The following is an 18759-nucleotide window of genomic DNA, read 5'->3' as shown; positions in this document are numbered from 1 at the left end:
GTGAGTTACGATAGTCAAGTTAAAGTTTAAAACCTGCCTAAAATCACTTCTTGTATAAAGCGACTACCAAAGTAACCTAAAGTTACGATGCCAGAAGCCGCTATGATTGAAATCACCACAGATTTACCGCGCCAGCCGAACTGCTTATGCCCAAATGCGACGACGACATAAATAAGCCATGCAACGATAGATAAAATGGTTTTGTGAATAGTCTCTTTAGCGAACATACCGTCTAAAAAGTAAAAACCGGATGCCAATGCCAGCGTTAATAAACCTGTGCCTACAAATAACAGTTGATAAAGCTGCCTTTCCACTTGCATAAGTGGCGGTAGATGGCTGGTCATAATCGCCAAATCCCGCTGTTTTAGACGTTTATCAATAAACATAAATTGAATGGCGTAGAGGGTGGCGATGATAAGTACGCAGTAAGCCAACAATGAAAGTGAAATATGCAAAACGAGACCAACATCTATGTTTATTGTATGCATAATAATATGGTGCGGAATAAACAGGCTTGCTAATAACAAAATGGCGGCAAAGCCATACACCACAGGTAGTAATAGTGTTGCAGGGAAGCGCAAAGATACGGTCGTTACAGAAACGACGATAACCCAACAGGTTAACAAGGCAACGTTGACGGTACTGAGATCTTGTCCTTGATGCGTAAACACTGAATTCACCAACACTAGCATATGAGTCAAAATGGCGACGGTGCTTAATATTAAGGTTTTCTTTTGATCTGGACCTTGTTTGTCAAATAAGCGCGATAAAACATGGCTAGTGGCCATGACGTAAAAGAGACAGGCGATTAATGACAAGCTAACAATCAACATAAAAATAAGTGCCTAATTTTTGCTTTCCTTTTTTAGCTATTGTATTTAAAGCCTCTGCGCTTGCATAGGGTTTTATTTCAATCCGTTAACTTATTCTTATTTTCGTTCAACGAAAGCGTAAAAAGCAGAACAATCGGCTTGAATACTGTATTAGTGGCTCGCATATCAGTATAATGCCCGACAATTTCGAGATTTTGGAACCGATACATGTTTGAAAACCTCCAAGAGCGTTTAGGAAAAACGCTTAAAAACATCAGTGGCCGTGGCCGACTAACTGAAGACAATATTAAAGAAACACTCCGTGAAGTACGCATGGCATTGCTTGAGGCTGACGTTGCCTTGCCGGTTGTGCGCGACTTTGTAAAACAAGTAAAAGAACGTGCGGTTGGTGTAGAAGTCACAAAGAGTCTGAGCCCAGGCCAGGTTTTCATCAAGATTGTTCGCGAAGAACTTGAAAAGTCGATGGGTGAGGCCAACGAGGAGCTGAACCTAAACGCGCAGCCGCCAGCTGTCGTCATGATGGCAGGTCTTCAAGGTGCGGGTAAAACCACCAGTGTTGGTAAGCTGGCTAAATTCCTTAAAGAGCGCAAAAAGAAATCTGTGTTGGTGGTGAGTGCTGACGTTTATCGTCCAGCGGCTATCAAACAGCTTGAAACGTTAGCAGCAGAAGTTGACGTCGAGTTCTTCCCCAGTGATATTTCACAAAAGCCGGTAGATATCGCAACGGGTGCTATTTCTCACGCGAAGAAAAAGTTCATTGATGTGGTACTTGTGGATACCGCAGGTCGTTTGCACGTAGATGCAGACATGATGGACGAAATCAAAGATTTACACGCGGCGATTGATCCGATTGAAACCTTATTTGTCGTTGACTCAATGACAGGTCAGGATGCTGCAAATACAGCAAAGGCGTTTGATGAAGCGCTGCCACTTAGCGGTGTTATCTTAACTAAGACGGATGGTGATGCGCGCGGCGGTGCGGCTCTGTCTATTCGTCATATTACCGGTAAACCCATTAAGTTTATCGGTGTGGGTGAAAGAACTGATGCTCTAGAGCCATTCCACCCTGACCGTGTTGCATCTCGAATTCTAGGTATGGGCGATGTACTGTCGCTTATTGAAGAAGTCGAAATGAAAGTCGATAAAGACAAAGCCCAAAAAGTGGCTGAGAAAGTCTTTAAAGGCGACGGTTTTACACTGGAAGATTTTGCTGAGCAGCTGCGCCAGATGAAAAACATGGGCGGTATGATGTCGATGATGGAAAAGCTGCCTGGTATGTCGAACTTGCCAGATGCAGTAAAAGGTCAAGTAAATGATAAGACCTTTAACCAAATGGAAGCCATCATAAGCTCAATGACGCCAAAAGAGCGTGCACGTCCTGAAATCATCAAAGGCTCGCGTAAAAAGCGTATCGCTGCGGGTTCTGGTACGCAAGTACAAGACATTAATAAGTTGCTGAAGCAATTTACCCAAATGCAGAAGATGATGAAGAAGATGAAAGGCAAAGGCGGCATGATGAAAATGATGAAGAACATGAAAGGCATGATGCCGCCGGGCATGTTCGGTGGCGGTGGGCCTAAGTTCTAACACCGTTTTATAGTTTTTATAACGTGAAGGCAAGCCATGGGGCTTGCCTTTTTGTTTACTTAGTTATTCTTAAAATTGGGCACTATTGGCCTAAAGTTTTCTGCTTTTTTAGGGTCGCCTGTACCAATGTACTGGGCTTCTTGTGGATAGGGGTAAACAGGGCGAGTGAAAAGAATATTACCCTGCGGATCTTCTTTTTGCGTCATAAGCGCATCCGGTGCTATGCCTGTATCAAGCCAATGCGCTAACGCTGCGATAGCATCAAAGGTTTCAGCGCCAGGTCCCTCGATACCACAATGCACCAATCCTGGTGGCAAGAATAGCCGAGCAAAGTCGTAGGTGTTGTCTTTACCCATATAGTTGATAACTGACTCATACCAATCAATAGTTGCATATGCGGGTATTGCAGCGTCTGACCATCCATGTAATACAATCATTTTGCCACCGCTATTTTTAAATCCAGTGAGATCAGGGTGATCGGCGTCCATAAAGCTTGAGATAGGTGAAAGCTCTCCAGCCTCATTGTTATAAGAAAAGTCTCTCCAGTTGCCTTGATTGTATCTTTCTCGAGGAAAAGCCAAGTACTTTAAATACTCGGTTGCAGCATAATAGTGATAAGGCTTGATAAACGGTGCTTCAGGGAACAACCAACCTGTCCATTCAGGTTCAGAGCCATAGGGGAGGCCGCCATAAATGACGTTGCCTTGTTGGTCGTAGGATGGTGCATATATTTCCTTAATTGCGTTGACTTGGCGAGGTGTCAGGCATTTACCCGTGGTGTTGTTGCTGCACAGGAGCGTTTGCGGGTCAAAATCGCAGCGTCTTGGGTCGCTTATTAATCCATCAACTAAGCCATCTTTATGGTCACATGCTTGCATGACGGCCTGTGAAATAAAGTCAGTGTAGCTTGCATCGAGCAGTGCGTTATCGTTTTCATCCAAAATAGCTTTTGCGTTATCCATGCAGTTAATTAGGTTGACTTTGGTGTAATTAATCGTCGGTCCTCTGGCAATCACGCCATCAAAATCATTTGGGTAACGCTTTGCGGCCATTATCCCTGCATGACCTCCCTTCGAACAACCCGATATAAATGAGTACGTAAGTTGTTTACTATAAAAGCGCTCAATAACCGCCCTTGCTGCAACAGCAACCACATGATTCGCTCGGTAGGCAAAGTCCTCCCTTAATGGCACATTGTTTTTAGCCCACAAACCATCGAATCCGGCAGCAGTATGGCCGCCATCATGAGACATGGTCGCGTAATTACGCATAACGCCAGCCATCGTTGGGTAGTTGGATACTTCGCCACAAAAGCCCATACAGGCATTGAGCAAGAAACGTTGGTTCCAAACTTGATTCATTGGCAACCTAAGCTGAAAACGTATCGTCGGTGCCGCATAGCCTTCAACCAAACAGTGCTCAGGTAAAGAGTTTATTCCTTTTGGTATAGGTGCACCCAATAGGCGACTATACTTATATGTCCAGAGTTCGGTGTCGGCATCTAGGGTTTGGCTTGGTACATATTCTGCGTTGGTGATACTCATTGCAGCATTACCTTGCTCTAGCTGCGAGAAGTCACCAAAACGTAACAGTTTACAAGCCGTTATTTCTTCATTGTTTGCTGCAAGTGTTGAAGTAGCAATGAGCGCAAAAGAAAAGAGTGGTATACCTAGAAGTAGATGTTTAATTGAACGTTTTGCTTTTCGCATTTGGTTCATATGTGTGCTTTCCTTATAAATGAAACAACAGGGATTTTCGACTTTCCAGCAGTGCTGAAAAAGCCAATTTTTTGTACCACTATTGGGACGAATGTGCCGTGCGAAACTTCAGCGGTAACTTTGTAGCAGGGTCTAATAAAGCATCAACTTTGGAATTAACTTGCATTGCGCGTGAAAATGCGTAAAATGCCCGAGCTTCCCGTAATGGGAAGTACAAACTTATTAATGAAAACAGTCAATCTATGTAGAGGACGGTATGGTAACTATTCGTTTGCAACGTGGCGGCGCTAAAAAGCGTCCATTCTATCAAATCGTGGTTGCGGATAGCCGTTTCTCGCGTGACGGTCGTTTCATCGAGAAGGTAGGTTTCTTTAACCCTATCGCTGCAGGTCAGGAAGAAAAAGTACGTTTAGATTTATCTCGTGTTGATCACTGGGTAGGTCAAGGTGCAGCTCTTTCAGATCGTGTTGCGAAGCTGGTTAAAGACGCTCGTAAAGCGGCTTAATAGGCGTAAGTGTAACCATGAGTCAAAGTAAAACCTCGACAATCGTTGTTGGTAAGCTTGGTGCTCCTTATGGCATCAAGGGTTGGCTTAAGGTGCATTCATTTACTGACGATCCCCAAGGGATCTTCGATTTCAGCCCATGGTTGATAGGGCAACAAGGTAAATGGCAAAACCTTGAAGTGAGCGACTGGCGTCGTCACAACAAGGGATATATCGCTAAATTTGCACAGGTAAACGACAGAGACGAAGCAGTGGCTTATACCAATGCTGAAATCGCTGTTTATGCTGAGCAGCTTCCTGAATTACCTGAAGGGGAGTTTTATTGGCGAGATCTCATCGGCATGTCAGTAGTAACCGATAAAGGCTACGACTTAGGCATAGTTGATGACTTGATGGAGACTGGTTCAAACGACGTTTTGGTTGTGAAAGCAAACAAAAAAGATGCATTTGGCCAATCGGAAAGATTAATTCCATTCTTAACAGACTCTGTTATTTTGGATATTAATCATGACGAGAGAAAAATTACGGTAGATTGGGATCCAGCGTTTTAATGAGCGATCAGCAAAAGCTATGGGTTGGAGTGGTTTCACTTTTTCCTGACATGTTTAATGCGATAACTCAGCAAGGCGTAACGGGTCGAGCTGTGAAAAACGGCTTGATTGAGTTTAATTGTTGGAATCCGAGAGACTACGCCACTGATAAACATAGAACCGTGGATGACCGCCCTTATGGTGGTGGCCCGGGAATGTTGATGATGGTTGAGCCTCTTAAAAAAGCTATTCTTGATGCCAAAACGGCAGCAGGAGCAGGCGCTAAAGTAATTTATATGTCCCCTCAAGGGCGAAAGCTAGATCAACAAGGTGCGACTGAATTGGCGCAATCTGAAAAGTTGATTTTAGTAGCGGGTCGTTATGAAGGTATTGATGAGCGGATCATCGAGTCTTATATAGACGAAGAGTGGTCCATCGGCGATTTTATACTGAGTGGTGGTGAGTTACCAGCCATGACATTAATCGATGCAGTCGCGCGATTAGTGCCAGGTGTGTTAGGTCATAACCAATCAGCAGAACAAGATTCATTTTCGGATGGCTTGTTGGATTGTCCTCATTATACTCGGCCGGAAACATTGGATGATAAACAGGTGCCTGCTGTATTACTCAGCGGAAACCACCAAGAAATAGCCAAATGGCGCTTAAAGCAGTCTTTGGGTAGAACTTGGCAACGTCGTCCTGACTTGTTGCGTAACCTAGCTCTGACTGAGGAGCAGGCGGCATTACTTGCTGAATTTCAGCAAGAGAATGGCCAAGCTTGTGGCTAGAAGACAGTTACACCTAGGAATGTGAGAAATAAAATGGCAAAAGTAAACCAAAATATTATTAAAGAGCTTGAAGCTGAACAGCTTAAGCAAGACGTACCTGCGTTCGGCGCTGGTGATACAGTAGTTGTACAGGTACGCGTAAAAGAAGGTAACAAAGAGCGTCTACAGGCCTTTGAAGGTGTTGTAATCGCTAAGCGTAACCGTGGTCTACACTCATCTTTCACTGTTCGTAAGATTTCAAGCGGTGAAGGTGTTGAGCGTGTATTCCAAACGCACAGCCCTCTTATCAGCAGCGTAGCAGTTAAGCGTCGTGGTGCGGTTCGTCGCGCTAAGCTTTACTACCTACGTGAGCGTTCTGGTAAATCTGCACGTATTAAAGAAAAACTTAACTAATACGTCGCATTTATCAAATGCAGATAAAACAGGCCGCTTTATGCGGCCTGTTTTGGTTTTATTTCCTCTCATTATTTCCATTCTGTGAATACTCACTGACATATCAGGCGTCTTGTCACGATATTTTCATGGTTGCTTACTTTTAAAGCGGCGCACTTCTTGTTAGACTCGGTGTATTATTTGATTTACTACTGTATATATAAGTTTACATCATGAATGGGGCTAACGATTTAGAAGCAATACGCGTTGCAATAGATGATTGCGATAGTGAGCTTGTCGCACTACTTGCAAAGCGCAAAGCATTGACCGAGCAGGTTGGAAAAATAAAACAGCAAAAGGGCGCACCGCTACATGTGCCGAAGCGCGAAGCTGAGCTGATCAAAGCCCGGCGCGCAGAAGCGGATGCCAAAGGGGTAAACCCTGATTTAGTTGAAGATATTCTGCGTCGTATGATGCGAGAAGCCTACGAAAACCAGCAAAGTGAACTCGCCTGTGCCGCACCAAAAATGTCTCCGGTTGTTATTGTCGGTGGCCAAGGCGCCATGGGTAAACTGTTTGCGAAACAGTTTAGACGCTCAGGCTACGAAGTACGCATTTTAGACAAAGACAATCAATCACAGGCTACTGAGCTACTGAGTGATGCAAAATTGGTGCTGGTGAGCGTACCAATTAACGCGCTAGAGCAAGTCGTTAACGAGTTACCAGCGCTACCTGATGATTGTATTCTTGCAGATATTACCTCTGTGAAGCAAGCCCCGCTCAAAGTACTAATGAACAAGCACAACGGCCCTGTGGTCGGTCTACACCCTATGTTTGGTCCAGATATATCTCACTGGGTTAAGCAAACTGTCGTGGTGTGCGAAGGACGTATGCCAAAGCAATGCGAAGGATTAATCAAGCAACTAAAGATCTGGGGCAGCCAGTTGGTACCGATGGACGCTAAAAAACACGACCAATCCATGCAGATCATTCAGGTAATGCGCCACTTAACTACGTTTGTATACGGTCAGTTCTTATCTAAGCAGTGCCATTCATTAAAAGAGCTAAGAAGCTGCTCATCGCCTATCTACCAATTAGAGCTGATGATGGTGGGACGGCTGTTTGCGCAATCCCCTGAGCTTTATTCAGATATTATGCTCGCGCAATTTAATGATGTAGAAGGGTTATTGGCAAGCTATCAAGATACCTTTGAGCAGACATTGACCAAGCTACAACAAGGCGATAAAGAAGGCCTAATGCAATCTTTTTCAGAGGCCAAACAGTATTTCTCAGAAAGCGCGAAACACTTCTTATCACAAAGCCGAGGCCTGCTTAACAAAGCCAATGACGCAAAAGTGTTGGATTATGAGGAAAGTATTTAGCGTCAAGGTATGTCTCCTACATCACAGTGCAAATAGTGTTGCGGGAGTGGCTTTACGCCACGATTTTATGTAGGTCGCCATTTATGGCGACAAATAACTTAGATGCTGATACAAAAGAAATTTGTTCTTAGCCCTAGCCTAACGAAGCGAAGTATCAAATAATACCCGTTACTATCTGCATCAATGCTGATAATACAGCTCCAAGCATGAGGTGGGTGTCAGCGATTTCTTTCTTTTTAAAGTGAATGGTTGAATCAAATAAAGAACACGGCTAAGGTTAATACCACAATGGGAAATGTATTAAAAACAAGTGATTCTACTGACTCGTTAACTGCATGGAGTCGCATGGTCAAGTTCCTTAAAGTTATTGCATGTGTTGTTATCGTTGCAGCACTTCTAGTTGGCGCATTGTTTCTGTGGTTTGACCGTTCCCAAGATATAGACTTTTCTGCTTATCAACCAGATTTTTGGGCTACATGTAATGGAAAAATCAACAAGGGTTCAGTTGAATATAGCCGACTTAATAAATGGTTGAAATTAAATGGCTCAAACTGGCAAAACTATGTAGCAACTGCTGCTCCTGGATATTTTTATAAATCAGACAAAATTACGATATATGTACATAAGCATGGTGTTGTTGTTAATTATTACGATGGTCAAAATTGGTCCCAAGTGAACAAGTTTGTTGATACACAGGAAATCTATCATGTTTGCAAAAGCAGTTAACAAGTTAAAGCACTGGAAAACCACCCGCTGTGCTCGTGTTTTCCATTGTTTAAAGCATTAGGTGAACTTTTGATTTTGTGGAATATTGCTATCATTAAGGAAGGCCAAAGCAGTTGGCACTTTCCATCATTTGAAATTCAAGAATATTTATTACCAATCATTAATGTTGGTGGACAAAATTTCGATGAATATGGGCAAACTAATTACACCGTAGAAGATTGCCGTCGTTTGATAAATACGGTAGCTTTCGCTAAAGAAACTCTAGCTCTTATGTCAAAGTCAGTTGTGAGATACGAAACTATTGAGAAAGGTTTGGTTTCATTGAATAAATGCGAAATTATGTCAACTCTAGCGCAATTATCTGAAGCAGCTGAGTTAGCAATAAAACATAAAACGGGCTTGTTGTTCTATGGTGATTAATTCACCTAATGCATACTAGCTTTCTCCATTCAAGTATGCATTACGATTCTTTTTAGCTGCTAATTTGTAGTGGCAATGCTTAGAACTATACAACTTCGTTATGTCGGTGAGTCGTTAATAGACGAATCAATGACACGGTTACTAATTGTATGATGCTGAAAAAGCTATCTTTGGAACGCACAGGTTTGAGATGGGGTGTCAGCGATTTTCTAGCAACAGGCATTATGTGTTAAAGGGTTAACATGAAGTTTCGATTCAAATCTGAAGATATTTTTGTGCTGGCTGGGCGTGGGATCGTATTTCGTGGATACGTGTTGGACGGTGTATTAAAAACGGGACAGACAGTTTCTTTTCAGACGAATGAAGGGAGTCTATCTGCCGAGGTGACTTTAATTGAGTGCAATCGAAAAATAATCCCCAAAACGAGAAAAAATGTAGAAATAGGTATACTCCTCAACAGCTTTAGTCAGTCATATGCAAATGAAGTTATTGCTATGAATCCAACTAAAGAAGCGATGGAACAGTTGCCTTCACCAGTTGAGTTACTAAATACCAAGTACCCTGTTTATTTGCATGAGGTTGAGGGGAAGCCTTGGTGGCGTTTCTGGTAAACGCACATACAAGCGCTTAAAACATTCGCTTCACAAATCGGGCCTAAAGCGTAGCGTATCTTCGCGTTATAGCACCATATTTTCCCTTACCTTAATATTACCATTTTCTACTCTCGCACCATTACAGCAGTCAGGTTTGATTAACCCTAAAGCTCAAACCTGACAGTGACTATTAGCTATTTCAGATAAACATATTCCCGCTTGTTACTCACTCAGTATCTTATCTAAATTCGCTTTTGAGCGGGCGACGCTTTCTAGGGGCGTTAGGCCGCTTGGGTATTCTTCTTGTTCGATTACCAGCCACTGTGTACCGCCGTGTTGCTGCATGGTTTGGATGAGCGCTTTCCAGGGGTAGTGGTTTTCGCCAATGATTGGGCTTTTGTCATCTCCTTGATGAGTACGTATTTTAATATGTGTCGATACGGTTCTTCCTGCATATCGCTTAACATAATCGCTGGGTGATTTACCTGCGTAAATCACCCAGCCGACATCGAGCTGCAGTGGGAAATCGCTAGGGGTATTGGTGGCGATATAATCCCAAAACGTGCTATTAGCGTATGGGTTAAATTCCTTCTCATGATTATGAAATCCGATCCTCATATCATAACGTTTGGCAATTTGGTGCACTTGGTTAAGCTGTTTTACAAATGCTTGCACTTGGTTTTTATCCCATGCTCTTTCATCCCAAGGAATAAAGAGCGTGGATACGCCTAAGGTTTTGTAAAAGAGTAGGGTGCTTGCTCGTTTTTCTTCAGCTAATGCGTCAAAGCCGATGTGGGCGCTGCTCGCAACTAGGCCGAGTTCGGCTAACCTTTGTTTTAATTTACTTGGGTTATTGGCATAGCTGCCAAAGTTTCCCGCAAACTCAACGCCATCAAATCCCATGCTAGCGAGTGCTTGCAAGGTGCCGTCGAAGTCTCTTGCCAATTCATCTTTTACCGACCACAGTTGAACGCTAACGGGCAAAGGTTGAAGGGAAGGCTGTGCATACAGTGGCGAGATAAAAATTAAAGCAATGAACAGCATTACTTGCTTTAATCGGTTGGTGTTTTCAACAAACATGATCTACTCCTAAAGAAAAAGCAGAGCTAGACTCTGCTTCGGTTAGTCATAACAAAATGACTCAAGGGTTAGTCGCGGTACGCATACTGGCTTAGCCCAAGCTCTGCGAGTACGCCATCTAGATGCGCCTTGGCTTCGGCAGTAGGCCCTGGATAATCACCTGCAATTGGCATATTGCCCAGATAACCTATGTCTTGACAGCCCTCAGGTGTGCAGAAGTAAGCGCCGAGAACGAGATCTTTAAAGCGCAAGAATGCTTTACCTATACGCTGAAATTGCTCTGGTGTTTGTGCATTAAAATAAGCAATATCATCCATAATCTTACTTTGCTGCGTTGCGCTAAGTTGTATAAATGGCTTTTTAAAGCGCAAAGTCGACTCATCGTCAATCCAAGCAAGCGCATGGAGTATTGTCACTCTGTCTTTTTGTTGTCCGTGATACGGTGCGCTTACCCATTCATCGATCACACTCGGTACTTGTACTTCAGAAGCCGATGGATGATTTCCTTCCTTTGGCACAATAAAATCAGCTAGTACTGCAACTAACGTGAGCTGCGCTTCGGTGAGGGTGAGCGGCCAAGGTGATTCTGGCGGCATGATCATGTTTGGATCGGTGCCATACCCTTGAGCGCTAACTGGCTTTATTTCAATATCTGGCCAGTGCCCAGCTGCAGCCGTTTCACCTTCAATGGCCTTACTGCAACCAGCGGTGAGTGTCACCGCAGATCCAGCAGCAAGCAAGCCTAACCACTTTAATGACTCGCGACGTGTCATGCCTGAAATATATTTATAAGAATCAACGCGGACAGGTGTATTCATCACAGCGCTCCTTTATCAATTTGTGCTGCTAACCAGGTGGAGTTTCGCATCGCTAAGGTCATAATGGTTAAGGTGCAATTTTTATGGGGGTTAGACGCAAAGACGCCGGCATCCATCACAAATAGATTGTCACAGTCCCATGTTTGCCCCCACTGATTCGTTACCGATTCTTTTGCTGAGCTGCCCATTCTCGTCGTGCCGACCTCATGAATGATCTCACCGCCTTTTGAAATGGCTTTTTCCGCAGGCGGTAGCTCGCCGACTTTGGCACCCATGTTCTCAAGGATCTGCTTAGCGGTTTTGAGACCATGCTCGATTTGCTTGAGCTCTCTGTCAGACCATTTGAAATGGAACTTAGCAACCGGGATCCCCCATTTATCTTTGACGTTTTCGTCAATTTCCATGTAAGAATTTTTGTTCGGTAGCATTTCTCCACGCAGTGCAAATCCAACATAGGAGCCATAAGCGTCACGCACTTGCTGCTTTAATTTGGGGCCATAACCTTGTTTATTGCCAGACACGCCAGAGCCCGGTTGATTAAAGCCGCTGCTAATTTCAAAGTGATAGCCGCGCGGAAAATTAAGCTCACCTTTCTCATGGGCTTTGTGTCCCCACCAAGGAATAAAAAGGTGGTTACCGGTATGGCCGTCTTCGTTATAACGCGGGCGGCCTTTTAACGCAGGGATTTGTGCACCAAGCCAAGCACCTGTAGAGTCCATTAGATTGCGACCTACCTGACCACTTGAGTTTGCAAGTCCCTTGGGATGTTTTGCATGTTTAGAATTAAGCAAAATACGTGCAGATTCACAGGCGCTGGCCGCCAAAATCACTACATCAGCATTGAGTGCATGTTCTTGTGCAGACTTTTTATCGACGTAAGTCACACCAGTTACTTTGCCATCTTCATTCATCGCCACTGACTTCACCATGGCATCGGTGATCACTTCAAGGTTTCCTGTCGCTTTGGCCATCGGAATAAGCGAGGTTGTGGTTTGGAATGCCGCACCAATCGAGCAACCGTGGCCACAAGGCGTGGCGTAAAAACACGCTAAGCGGTCGCCTTTGTTACGAGTCAGCACCGCTCTGTGCATGGGAACCGCTGGGATCCCCATTTTTTTCGCGGCAGCTGCAACCAATAATTCGGGTACTCTTGGCGTCGGTGGTGGCTGTAACACGCCAGGCGCAGAAGGGGGCATGTCATCCAAGCCGGTATTGGTACCGCAGATCCCGACTATTTCTTCTGTTTTGTCATACCAAGGCGCAATGTCTTGATATTCAAACGGCCAATCAGCGCCATGTCCATCGCGGCTTTTGCCCTTAAAGTCGTGTTCACTAAAACGTAGCGAGTAGCGACCCCAGTGATTGGTGCGGCCACCGAGCATACGTGCACGCCACCAATAAAAATCGGTGTTTTCTGCGCGTGTGTATGGTTCATCTGGCACTTGCCAACCGCCATCAATCGTCGCGTCGTAAAAACCAAAGTTCTTATCCTTATTACCAGCGCCCATGAGTGGGGCTTCGCTATTGCGACGGAACATCGGGCTTTCTGTTTTTGGGTCGTAATTTCTGCCAGCTTCTAGCAATAAAACTTTGTGGCCTAGCTTAGTGAGTGTATAAGCGGCCATTGCGCCACCGGCACCTGAGCCAACGACCAATACTTTATGATCAAATGTTGCCATGGTTACAGCTCCTTGATCTTAATGTTTTTAAACCAGACTTTGTCGCCGTGATCTTGCAAGCCGATGTGGCCTTTTTTACCTTCAGCAAACCCTTGCCATGTTGCAAATTTACTATTCTTAACCAAAGCATTCCAAGTGGTGCTGCCAATCACGATACTCGTCGTGCTTACACCATTTTGCCAAACTTGTAGGTGACTATCTTGTAGCTTAATGCGAACTTGGTTCCAAGCTTCGGCAGGTTTATGTGCCGTACTTGGCGCTGCAAACAGGTCATATATAGAACCTGCAAGGTGAGAGTCTATTTTATTGTCTGGGTGTTCTTTGTTATCTAGAATTTGGATTTCTGGGGCGTGGGAGTATATTGCACCGCCTCTTTCATCCGCCAATACAAAGATCCCACTGTTGCCTTTTTTAGAAATCTTCCAATCGAGCTGGAGCTCAAAATTGTGATACTGTTTTTTGGTCAGAATATCGCCGCCACCACCTTGGGTAAGTGTCATCGCGCCGTCCTCAACTTGCCATTGGCTATTTAGGCCGTCACTTTTAAAGTTGCGCCATTGCGACATATCTTTGCCATCGAAAAGCAGTTGCCATCCGGCTTGTTGTTCTTGCGGGCTCAATTGGTTGTCAGTTGTACTAGCGCAAGCCGCACAACTAACAGCCAATGCCAGCGTTAGTATTTTTATAGAGTTGAGCATATTGGAACCTCGTCTGTTCACTTTTTACTTGTTGCTACTTAATACAAAGGGTATTACGCGTATTTCTCAACGCGTTTATTTTTATTGATATAAAGGTAAAGGCCGATAAAAGCGGCAATGAGAATAGCTGGGAATAACAGGATATTTTCAAGCACCGCTTGACCTGCAACTAGTTCTGATTGCTGCGCAGTTAAGTTCGCCGCTTGGGCTTCGAGTCGCGCCGAATCAATCCAACTACCAATTACTGGATTCCACATGCTGACAGCGAACATCCCCGCACCGCCCATTAAAGACATACCAAGTGCGCCTGTTTTTGGGGTATATTCTGCAACACAGCCCAGCATGGTTGGCCAAAAATAAGTGACACCCAAGGCAAATAATATTGCAGCCAAGTAGATTGCTGACCCTTGTGCTTGGCTCATCATGAAAATCCCCGCGGTTGCCAATACCGCAGAGCCGAGTAACACGCCTGTTGGATTAAAACGGTGGACTATTGGGCCGGCAAAGAAGCGACCTAATGCCATCAAGCCTGTGATCAGTGCGAGGATCATCATAGGAGAGGCGCCTGACGCTCCCAGTATGCGTTCAATCCACTGTTGTGTACCAAGTTCAGTGGTTGCTGATTATGTTTTAAACACAACTAACTGAGGCTATAAGTGGTTGAAAAATATCGGGAAGATTATTCTTGAGGTTGAGAAAGAGGCTAAAAGACGATTCGGGAACTATTCAGTTAATTTTAGTAAGGATCTCTTACCTCACGGCCACACTGAAACCTATGGGAAAGATTGTTCTATGTTCTTGTTATTCATACATTTTGAATTATTCAGAATAGCTGATGAACGGGGTGTAAAAGTTGAGCATGTTAAATATAATACTTAAGGTAAAGGACGGTTCACTGAGAATATGACTGTAAACTCATGAACCGTCCCGCCCCATGCATTAATATTTATATTGAATATACATCGTGCGCGACATTTATATATGTAATATTAAGGTAATATTCTGTAAATATACCTTTGTAGTTATTAACATTCATCAAAAATAATCAATAATTAATTAACAGTTGCTTTATGCTCACGTATAAGCCATTGATTTATAGACAAAAAAAATCACCATCATTAATGATAGTGATTTTTGATAAGGAAAAATATATGCGTTAACATACTAAAAAGGATATTCAGGATATGTGAATACTGAGCGACAATTCGCTAAAATGGCAAAAAGTCTAAAAAACGTGTGTGTTAGAGTGTTTCTAGATGATTTACTAGACGATAGCGAATGATTAATGGGATGTCATTAACGTTCTCTAGCATCTTTAAAAAAGGTACTGGATTCGTGATCCCTTGAGCAACATGGCTGAATAGCTTAAATAATAATTCAGGGTTCTTAACTAGTCCTACAAGGAAAATTCGCAATGCTGCATAATCATCAATTTTTTCACTAACATTATGAAAAATAGATGTTTTGTATGTTGTTAGATCTATACCTAAACGGTCACATAAGCTTATGATAGTGACTTCTAGCGAGGTATCTAACTGTTTAACACCTTTACCGTATAGTATTTTTGATAATGTTTCTCTTTGTAATTCGGTTGTTTTTTGCATGGGTTTACCGTTAATTAATTATTGTTCTTCTTTTGAAAAATGAGGGTGAATAATCGCTCTCAAGATTGAGATTTGCTTTTGCAGCAATTTTTCAGTATCGCTTGACTTTTTAGTATTAAGGACTAGCTTTTCTAAACGATTCAGCTCACGTTCGCCACGAACAAAGTCACTGTAAGCAAGTCTGTCTCTACGTGTGAGGGATTCTTGTAAACTATTGATAATAGAATTTGTTTCCATTTTTACACCTTTCTTTTTATTGTTATTTTCAGCAATCATAGATCTGTCTGAACTCTAGCGGCTGGTATTCAACTTCTGCCTTACGCTCTGGCACACCATGAAAACTAGTATTCTCATGTGACTCTAAACGCTGACGCATAAGAAACTTTTGTTCATTATTCTTAGCATCTAACACAAGGTTATATACATAATCTTCAATGTGCTGAATAGGGTCGATAATGTTCATGTAACGTTGTAGTAAGTCGATTTCATCTTCTTTTAGAACAATAACTCGATCATTAATGAACTCTAGAAAATCATTGAATTGATCGCCCTTAGTTTTATCTTCATCTTGGGTCAGCTTGTTAAAAGCATCGTTAGCCTTATCGGTCAATCTCACTGTATATTTGTGTATCCTCTTCGCCATAATTTACAACCTTTACTTTTTATAATATTTATGATTGTAAAATGTCGCGGATTTTGTTAAAAGCGCGACAACATTAAATGATAATTATTATTAAATGATATTAGCTCTCAACCACCAGCCTTTTTGTTACATTGTAACACTGTTCATTATTATAGATTAATTATTGAAAACCGTTTTATATTATTGATATATCATTCATTAAGTTTCGCTTCACGTTTATTGGTGGTTGTCAACTCTAAGTAGAAAATAAAAAGGTATGTTAATTTATAATAATTCGAACCATACCAAAATCATGCAAAATACCACTTTACATACTGATTAAACGAACCTATACTTTCCATACTGATTAAACATACTGTTGATAAATGAGGTTACATGATGAAGTGTTTTTTGTACATGCGCGTTTCTACTGTTCAGCAAAAATTGGATAGGCAAGAACAAACGTTACTGAATTATGCAAAAGAAAATAACTTAACTGTTAGTGACCGTTACTACTACGAGAAAGAGAGCGGGTCTAAACTTGAACGTCCTCAGTTAATGGCCTTATTGGAATTTGCAAACAAAAGGGATGCAATTTTAGTAGAACAAGTAGATCGATTATCAAGGCTTAATGATGATGATTGGACTACTCTAAAAGCCATTATCAAAAAGAAAGAATTAATCATCCTTTCGCCAGAGTTGCCAGCAATAACTAAGATGATTGATAAAGATAACAAAATATTGAGTATGATAGGCGAATTTCTTTCTGAATTGGTGTTAGAACTTTTGGTAACTACTGCACGAAAAGATCTTGAAGACCGTAAACGTAGATGCAACGAGGGTCGTAAAATTGCAATTCAGAATGGTGTAAAAATGGGTCGTCCCGTTGATACTAAACTACATGAAAATATAGCATCGTTGCTTAATGATGGTGTGTCGTGGACTAGAATCCAACAACTTTTGAATTGTAGTAGATCAACTATTCAGAAAGTTTCTAAAACTATGAAAGAAGAGGGATGAACAATGACCGATCTAGTTACAAAGTATGTCCCTAATACTGGTATAGGTCTTACCAGTAGACTGGTCTTAAATGGTGTATTATTCATTGCTTATAAAATAGATGGGGGTATGATTTATTTTAGAATGGTTAACGAATAGTCCGTACAATATCCCCACATACAGAAAAACCCCATGATCTACCAAACAGATAAAAGATCATGGGGTTTCTGCTTTATGGCATAGTTAAAATTAATTAATCAAAAGATTAACTAGCCATTTTTCAACCATTCATAAAACTATCTCAAAATAATCCAGATATTAAAATTGAGTTCAGAAGTATAGTTTTATGAACAGTTCTTATCATGCTCACTACCATCTGGGATAGCCTCAAAGAGAGCATGAAGTATTAAGCTTTAAAGCTTTGAATCAGTACAGGAATATTTATGTAGATTAAAATCAACAGGTTTTTATGTATATTAAAATCGACAGTTAAAAAATAGAATTCGGATTGTTGCGCATAGTAGGGAGATGGTGGCTTGATGATTCAGTTACGATTCAGCAAGCCATAAAAAGACTGCGCAATCTTTGTTTTTTGGTATTGAAAACTTGCTAATTTAGTATTGACGTAAACCGCATTAACAAGAGGCTTAATATTAACGGAACATTCGCCGCGATGCAACTACTTTATACAAAAAATGGTGAATTAATTTAATCCATCATTCATTGTTATTTTTATACTGTTTAATAATTAATCAGGTTGTAGGTTTTGAACATAGTCGCGAATTAATTCGAGATCTGTTAGTGACAGTTCTGTATTTTGGTAGTCCTCGTTTAGGGACATTAAAAACTCATTTTCAGAAAATAACTCACCGTTTATAATGGCGTTGATACCATCTAGGAAGCTTGATTTAGCTTCGTCAAAGTTATCAAAACTGTTGAAGTATAATACAATATTTTCATTCATGATTCATTAATCCTTATCAACTATTCTGTAATTTTATGATTTTTTATAAGACACTTCAAAAGAGAATGGATCGATGTAAATATTTTTATGTTTTTCTTCAAGGTCGTATAAGTCAAAATACATTATATTATTAATGTGCTTACACATTTCTTTTAAATCATCCCTGCTTAACAATCCTTTTTCGAATTCTCTGTTAATTCTGTTAATAATGAATTGTTGTTCAGTTTCGTAGGAATATACAAAATCTTGTTTGTTAATAATATTTTCAATAGCTTCTGAAAAATCATTTTGCATTGTTTGTAAATCATCTAACTGACCATTAAGAACCAAAAATAGTTCAGGGTATAATTTTAATTCCATTTTCAATTCATCATCGTTGCTCATGCTAATTCTCCATCGATTAAATATACACGGATTTTACATTAAAATTCCTTCAATATCAATCACCTTTCTGAACAATGCGCGAATGGGGACATGCTATATTTCTTAACCATATTTTATAGCTAGTGGTTTAGTGTATTTAACACATGGAATTTCGAAACTATACTTCTCGCCTTTTGGCAATTCATAACTAACAGGTTTCGGATATTCGTATTTTACAGGTTTGTTATTATTCTTAAATGTTGCTTTGAAGTTTTCAATTCTTGCTTTAATGTCGTTCATGTTGATTTACCTTTTTTTATTATTGTTTTTGATAGTGTAACCGTTGTAACCAAGGTGTAACCGTTTTTCTAAAATATTGGTTACACCTTAAACCCAGTAATGACGGGGGCTACAGCTTGATTTTTATATTTGTAACCGTTGTAACCATTTTTTATAAGTTAAAATAATAATAGTAGTG

The 18759-nt window shown here is 41.5% G+C and carries 22 protein-coding genes and 1 pseudogene; 10 read left to right on the top strand and 13 right to left on the bottom strand.

Annotation, left to right across the window (positions count from 1 at the left end; all coding sequences use genetic code 11):
- Positions 1-26 precede the first annotated feature (26 nt).
- Positions 27-833 (bottom strand): cytochrome C assembly family protein, encoded by an 807-nt coding sequence (locus QSH61_RS12595; protein WP_174169988.1) that lies wholly within the window; start codon positions 831-833, stop codon positions 27-29.
- A gap of 207 nt (positions 834-1040) precedes the next feature.
- On the opposite strand from QSH61_RS12595, the gene ffh reads away from it, so the two are divergent.
- Positions 1041-2420, top strand: coding sequence for a signal recognition particle protein (gene ffh / locus QSH61_RS12590; RefSeq protein ID WP_010606686.1), 1380 nt, complete (start codon positions 1041-1043; stop codon positions 2418-2420).
- A 59-nt stretch (positions 2421-2479) separates the two neighbouring features.
- Here the strand turns inward: ffh and QSH61_RS12585 are convergent, their stop codons facing one another.
- A complete protein-coding gene (locus tag QSH61_RS12585; protein ID WP_206471084.1) occupies positions 2480-4138 on the bottom strand; it encodes a tannase/feruloyl esterase family alpha/beta hydrolase in 1659 nt (552 codons plus the stop codon).
- A 256-nt stretch (positions 4139-4394) separates the two neighbouring features.
- On the opposite strand from QSH61_RS12585, the gene rpsP reads away from it, so the two are divergent.
- The 8 genes from rpsP to QSH61_RS12545 all read left to right on the top strand — a co-directional run bounded on the left by rpsP (position 4395) and on the right by QSH61_RS12545 (position 9472).
- Positions 4395-4643, top strand: a complete 249-nt coding sequence (rpsP, locus tag QSH61_RS12580; RefSeq protein WP_010371051.1) for a 30S ribosomal protein S16 — start codon at positions 4395-4397, stop codon at positions 4641-4643.
- 17 nt (positions 4644-4660) lie between these two features.
- Positions 4661-5194 carry a ribosome maturation factor RimM gene (gene rimM / locus QSH61_RS12575; RefSeq protein ID WP_010606688.1) on the top strand — a complete coding sequence of 178 codons (534 nt, stop codon included), beginning with the start codon at positions 4661-4663 and terminating at the stop codon, positions 5192-5194.
- Complete coding sequence (trmD, locus tag QSH61_RS12570) at positions 5194-5961, top strand: tRNA (guanosine(37)-N1)-methyltransferase TrmD (protein ID WP_174169990.1); 768 nt, start codon at positions 5194-5196, stop codon at positions 5959-5961. Before rimM ends, trmD begins: the two co-directional genes overlap by 1 nt.
- Positions 5962-5994: 33 nt before the next feature.
- Positions 5995-6354, top strand: a complete 360-nt coding sequence (gene rplS / locus QSH61_RS12565) for a 50S ribosomal protein L19 (protein ID WP_017216162.1) — start codon at positions 5995-5997, stop codon at positions 6352-6354.
- Between the two features lie 212 nt (positions 6355-6566).
- A complete protein-coding gene (gene tyrA / locus QSH61_RS12560) occupies positions 6567-7715 on the top strand; it encodes a bifunctional chorismate mutase/prephenate dehydrogenase (protein WP_174169991.1) in 1149 nt (382 codons plus the stop codon).
- 288 nt (positions 7716-8003) lie between these two features.
- Positions 8004-8441: a hypothetical protein gene (locus tag QSH61_RS12555; RefSeq protein WP_174169992.1), complete on the top strand. Its 438-nt coding sequence runs from the start codon at positions 8004-8006 to the stop codon at positions 8439-8441.
- Between the two features lie 45 nt (positions 8442-8486).
- Positions 8487-8861: a hypothetical protein gene (locus QSH61_RS12550; protein WP_174169993.1), complete on the top strand. Its 375-nt coding sequence runs from the start codon at positions 8487-8489 to the stop codon at positions 8859-8861.
- Between the two features lie 242 nt (positions 8862-9103).
- The gene (locus QSH61_RS12545) at positions 9104-9472 is read left to right on the top strand and encodes a hypothetical protein (RefSeq protein WP_174169994.1); all 369 of its coding nucleotides are present in this window, start codon (positions 9104-9106) and stop codon (positions 9470-9472) included.
- 204 nt (positions 9473-9676) lie between these two features.
- Here the strand turns inward: QSH61_RS12545 and QSH61_RS12540 are convergent, their stop codons facing one another.
- The 8 genes and pseudogenes from QSH61_RS12540 to QSH61_RS12505 all read right to left on the bottom strand — a co-directional run bounded on the left by QSH61_RS12540 (position 9677) and on the right by QSH61_RS12505 (position 15976).
- Positions 9677-10534 carry a sugar phosphate isomerase/epimerase family protein gene (locus QSH61_RS12540; RefSeq protein ID WP_206471083.1) on the bottom strand — a complete coding sequence of 286 codons (858 nt, stop codon included), beginning with the start codon at positions 10532-10534 and terminating at the stop codon, positions 9677-9679.
- 68 nt (positions 10535-10602) lie between these two features.
- Positions 10603-11352: a gluconate 2-dehydrogenase subunit 3 family protein gene (locus QSH61_RS12535; protein ID WP_010606696.1), complete on the bottom strand. Its 750-nt coding sequence runs from the start codon at positions 11350-11352 to the stop codon at positions 10603-10605.
- Positions 11352-13031, bottom strand: coding sequence for a GMC family oxidoreductase (locus QSH61_RS12530; RefSeq protein ID WP_206471082.1), 1680 nt, complete (start codon positions 13029-13031; stop codon positions 11352-11354). The genes QSH61_RS12535 and QSH61_RS12530 overlap by 1 nt, the downstream gene beginning before the upstream one ends.
- A gap of 2 nt (positions 13032-13033) precedes the next feature.
- The gene (locus QSH61_RS12525) at positions 13034-13729 is read right to left on the bottom strand and encodes a 3-keto-disaccharide hydrolase (RefSeq protein ID WP_174169997.1); all 696 of its coding nucleotides are present in this window, start codon (positions 13727-13729) and stop codon (positions 13034-13036) included.
- A 53-nt stretch (positions 13730-13782) separates the two neighbouring features.
- Positions 13783-14352 (bottom strand): annotated as a pseudogene (locus tag QSH61_RS12520) (MFS transporter); the annotation flags it as partial.
- Between the two features lie 618 nt (positions 14353-14970).
- Positions 14971-15333, bottom strand: a complete 363-nt coding sequence (locus QSH61_RS12515; protein ID WP_206471081.1) for a hypothetical protein — start codon at positions 15331-15333, stop codon at positions 14971-14973.
- Positions 15334-15351: 18 nt separating this feature from the next.
- A complete protein-coding gene (locus QSH61_RS12510; protein ID WP_206471080.1) occupies positions 15352-15609 on the bottom strand; it encodes a hypothetical protein in 258 nt (85 codons plus the stop codon).
- Positions 15599-15976, bottom strand: a complete 378-nt coding sequence (locus QSH61_RS12505) for a hypothetical protein (RefSeq protein ID WP_206471079.1) — start codon at positions 15974-15976, stop codon at positions 15599-15601. The genes QSH61_RS12510 and QSH61_RS12505 overlap by 11 nt, the downstream gene beginning before the upstream one ends.
- A 375-nt stretch (positions 15977-16351) precedes the next feature.
- Here QSH61_RS12505 and QSH61_RS12500 point away from each other — a divergent pair, with 375 nt between their 5' ends.
- On the top strand, positions 16352-16975 hold the full coding sequence (locus QSH61_RS12500) for a recombinase family protein (protein WP_206471078.1): 624 nt from the start codon (positions 16352-16354) through the stop codon (positions 16973-16975).
- Positions 16976-17702: 727 nt separating this feature from the next.
- Here the strand turns inward: QSH61_RS12500 and QSH61_RS12495 are convergent.
- From QSH61_RS12495 to QSH61_RS12485, 3 genes are all read right to left on the bottom strand, one after another.
- Positions 17703-17918 carry a hypothetical protein gene (locus QSH61_RS12495; protein WP_095729649.1) on the bottom strand — a complete coding sequence of 72 codons (216 nt, stop codon included), beginning with the start codon at positions 17916-17918 and terminating at the stop codon, positions 17703-17705.
- Positions 17919-17951: 33 nt separating this feature from the next.
- On the bottom strand, positions 17952-18302 hold the full coding sequence (locus QSH61_RS12490) for a hypothetical protein (RefSeq protein ID WP_206471077.1): 351 nt from the start codon (positions 18300-18302) through the stop codon (positions 17952-17954).
- A 102-nt stretch (positions 18303-18404) separates the two neighbouring features.
- Positions 18405-18581 carry a hypothetical protein gene (locus QSH61_RS12485; RefSeq protein WP_206471076.1) on the bottom strand — a complete coding sequence of 59 codons (177 nt, stop codon included), beginning with the start codon at positions 18579-18581 and terminating at the stop codon, positions 18405-18407.
- Between the last annotated feature and the right edge of the window lie 178 nt (positions 18582-18759).

Origin of the sequence: Pseudoalteromonas sp. JC3 (assembly GCF_030291895.1) — a bacterium.
GTDB lineage: Bacteria > Pseudomonadota > Gammaproteobacteria > Enterobacterales > Alteromonadaceae > Pseudoalteromonas.
Note: the sequence above shows the minus strand (reverse complement) of the source record. Positions and strands in the feature narration are given on the sequence as shown.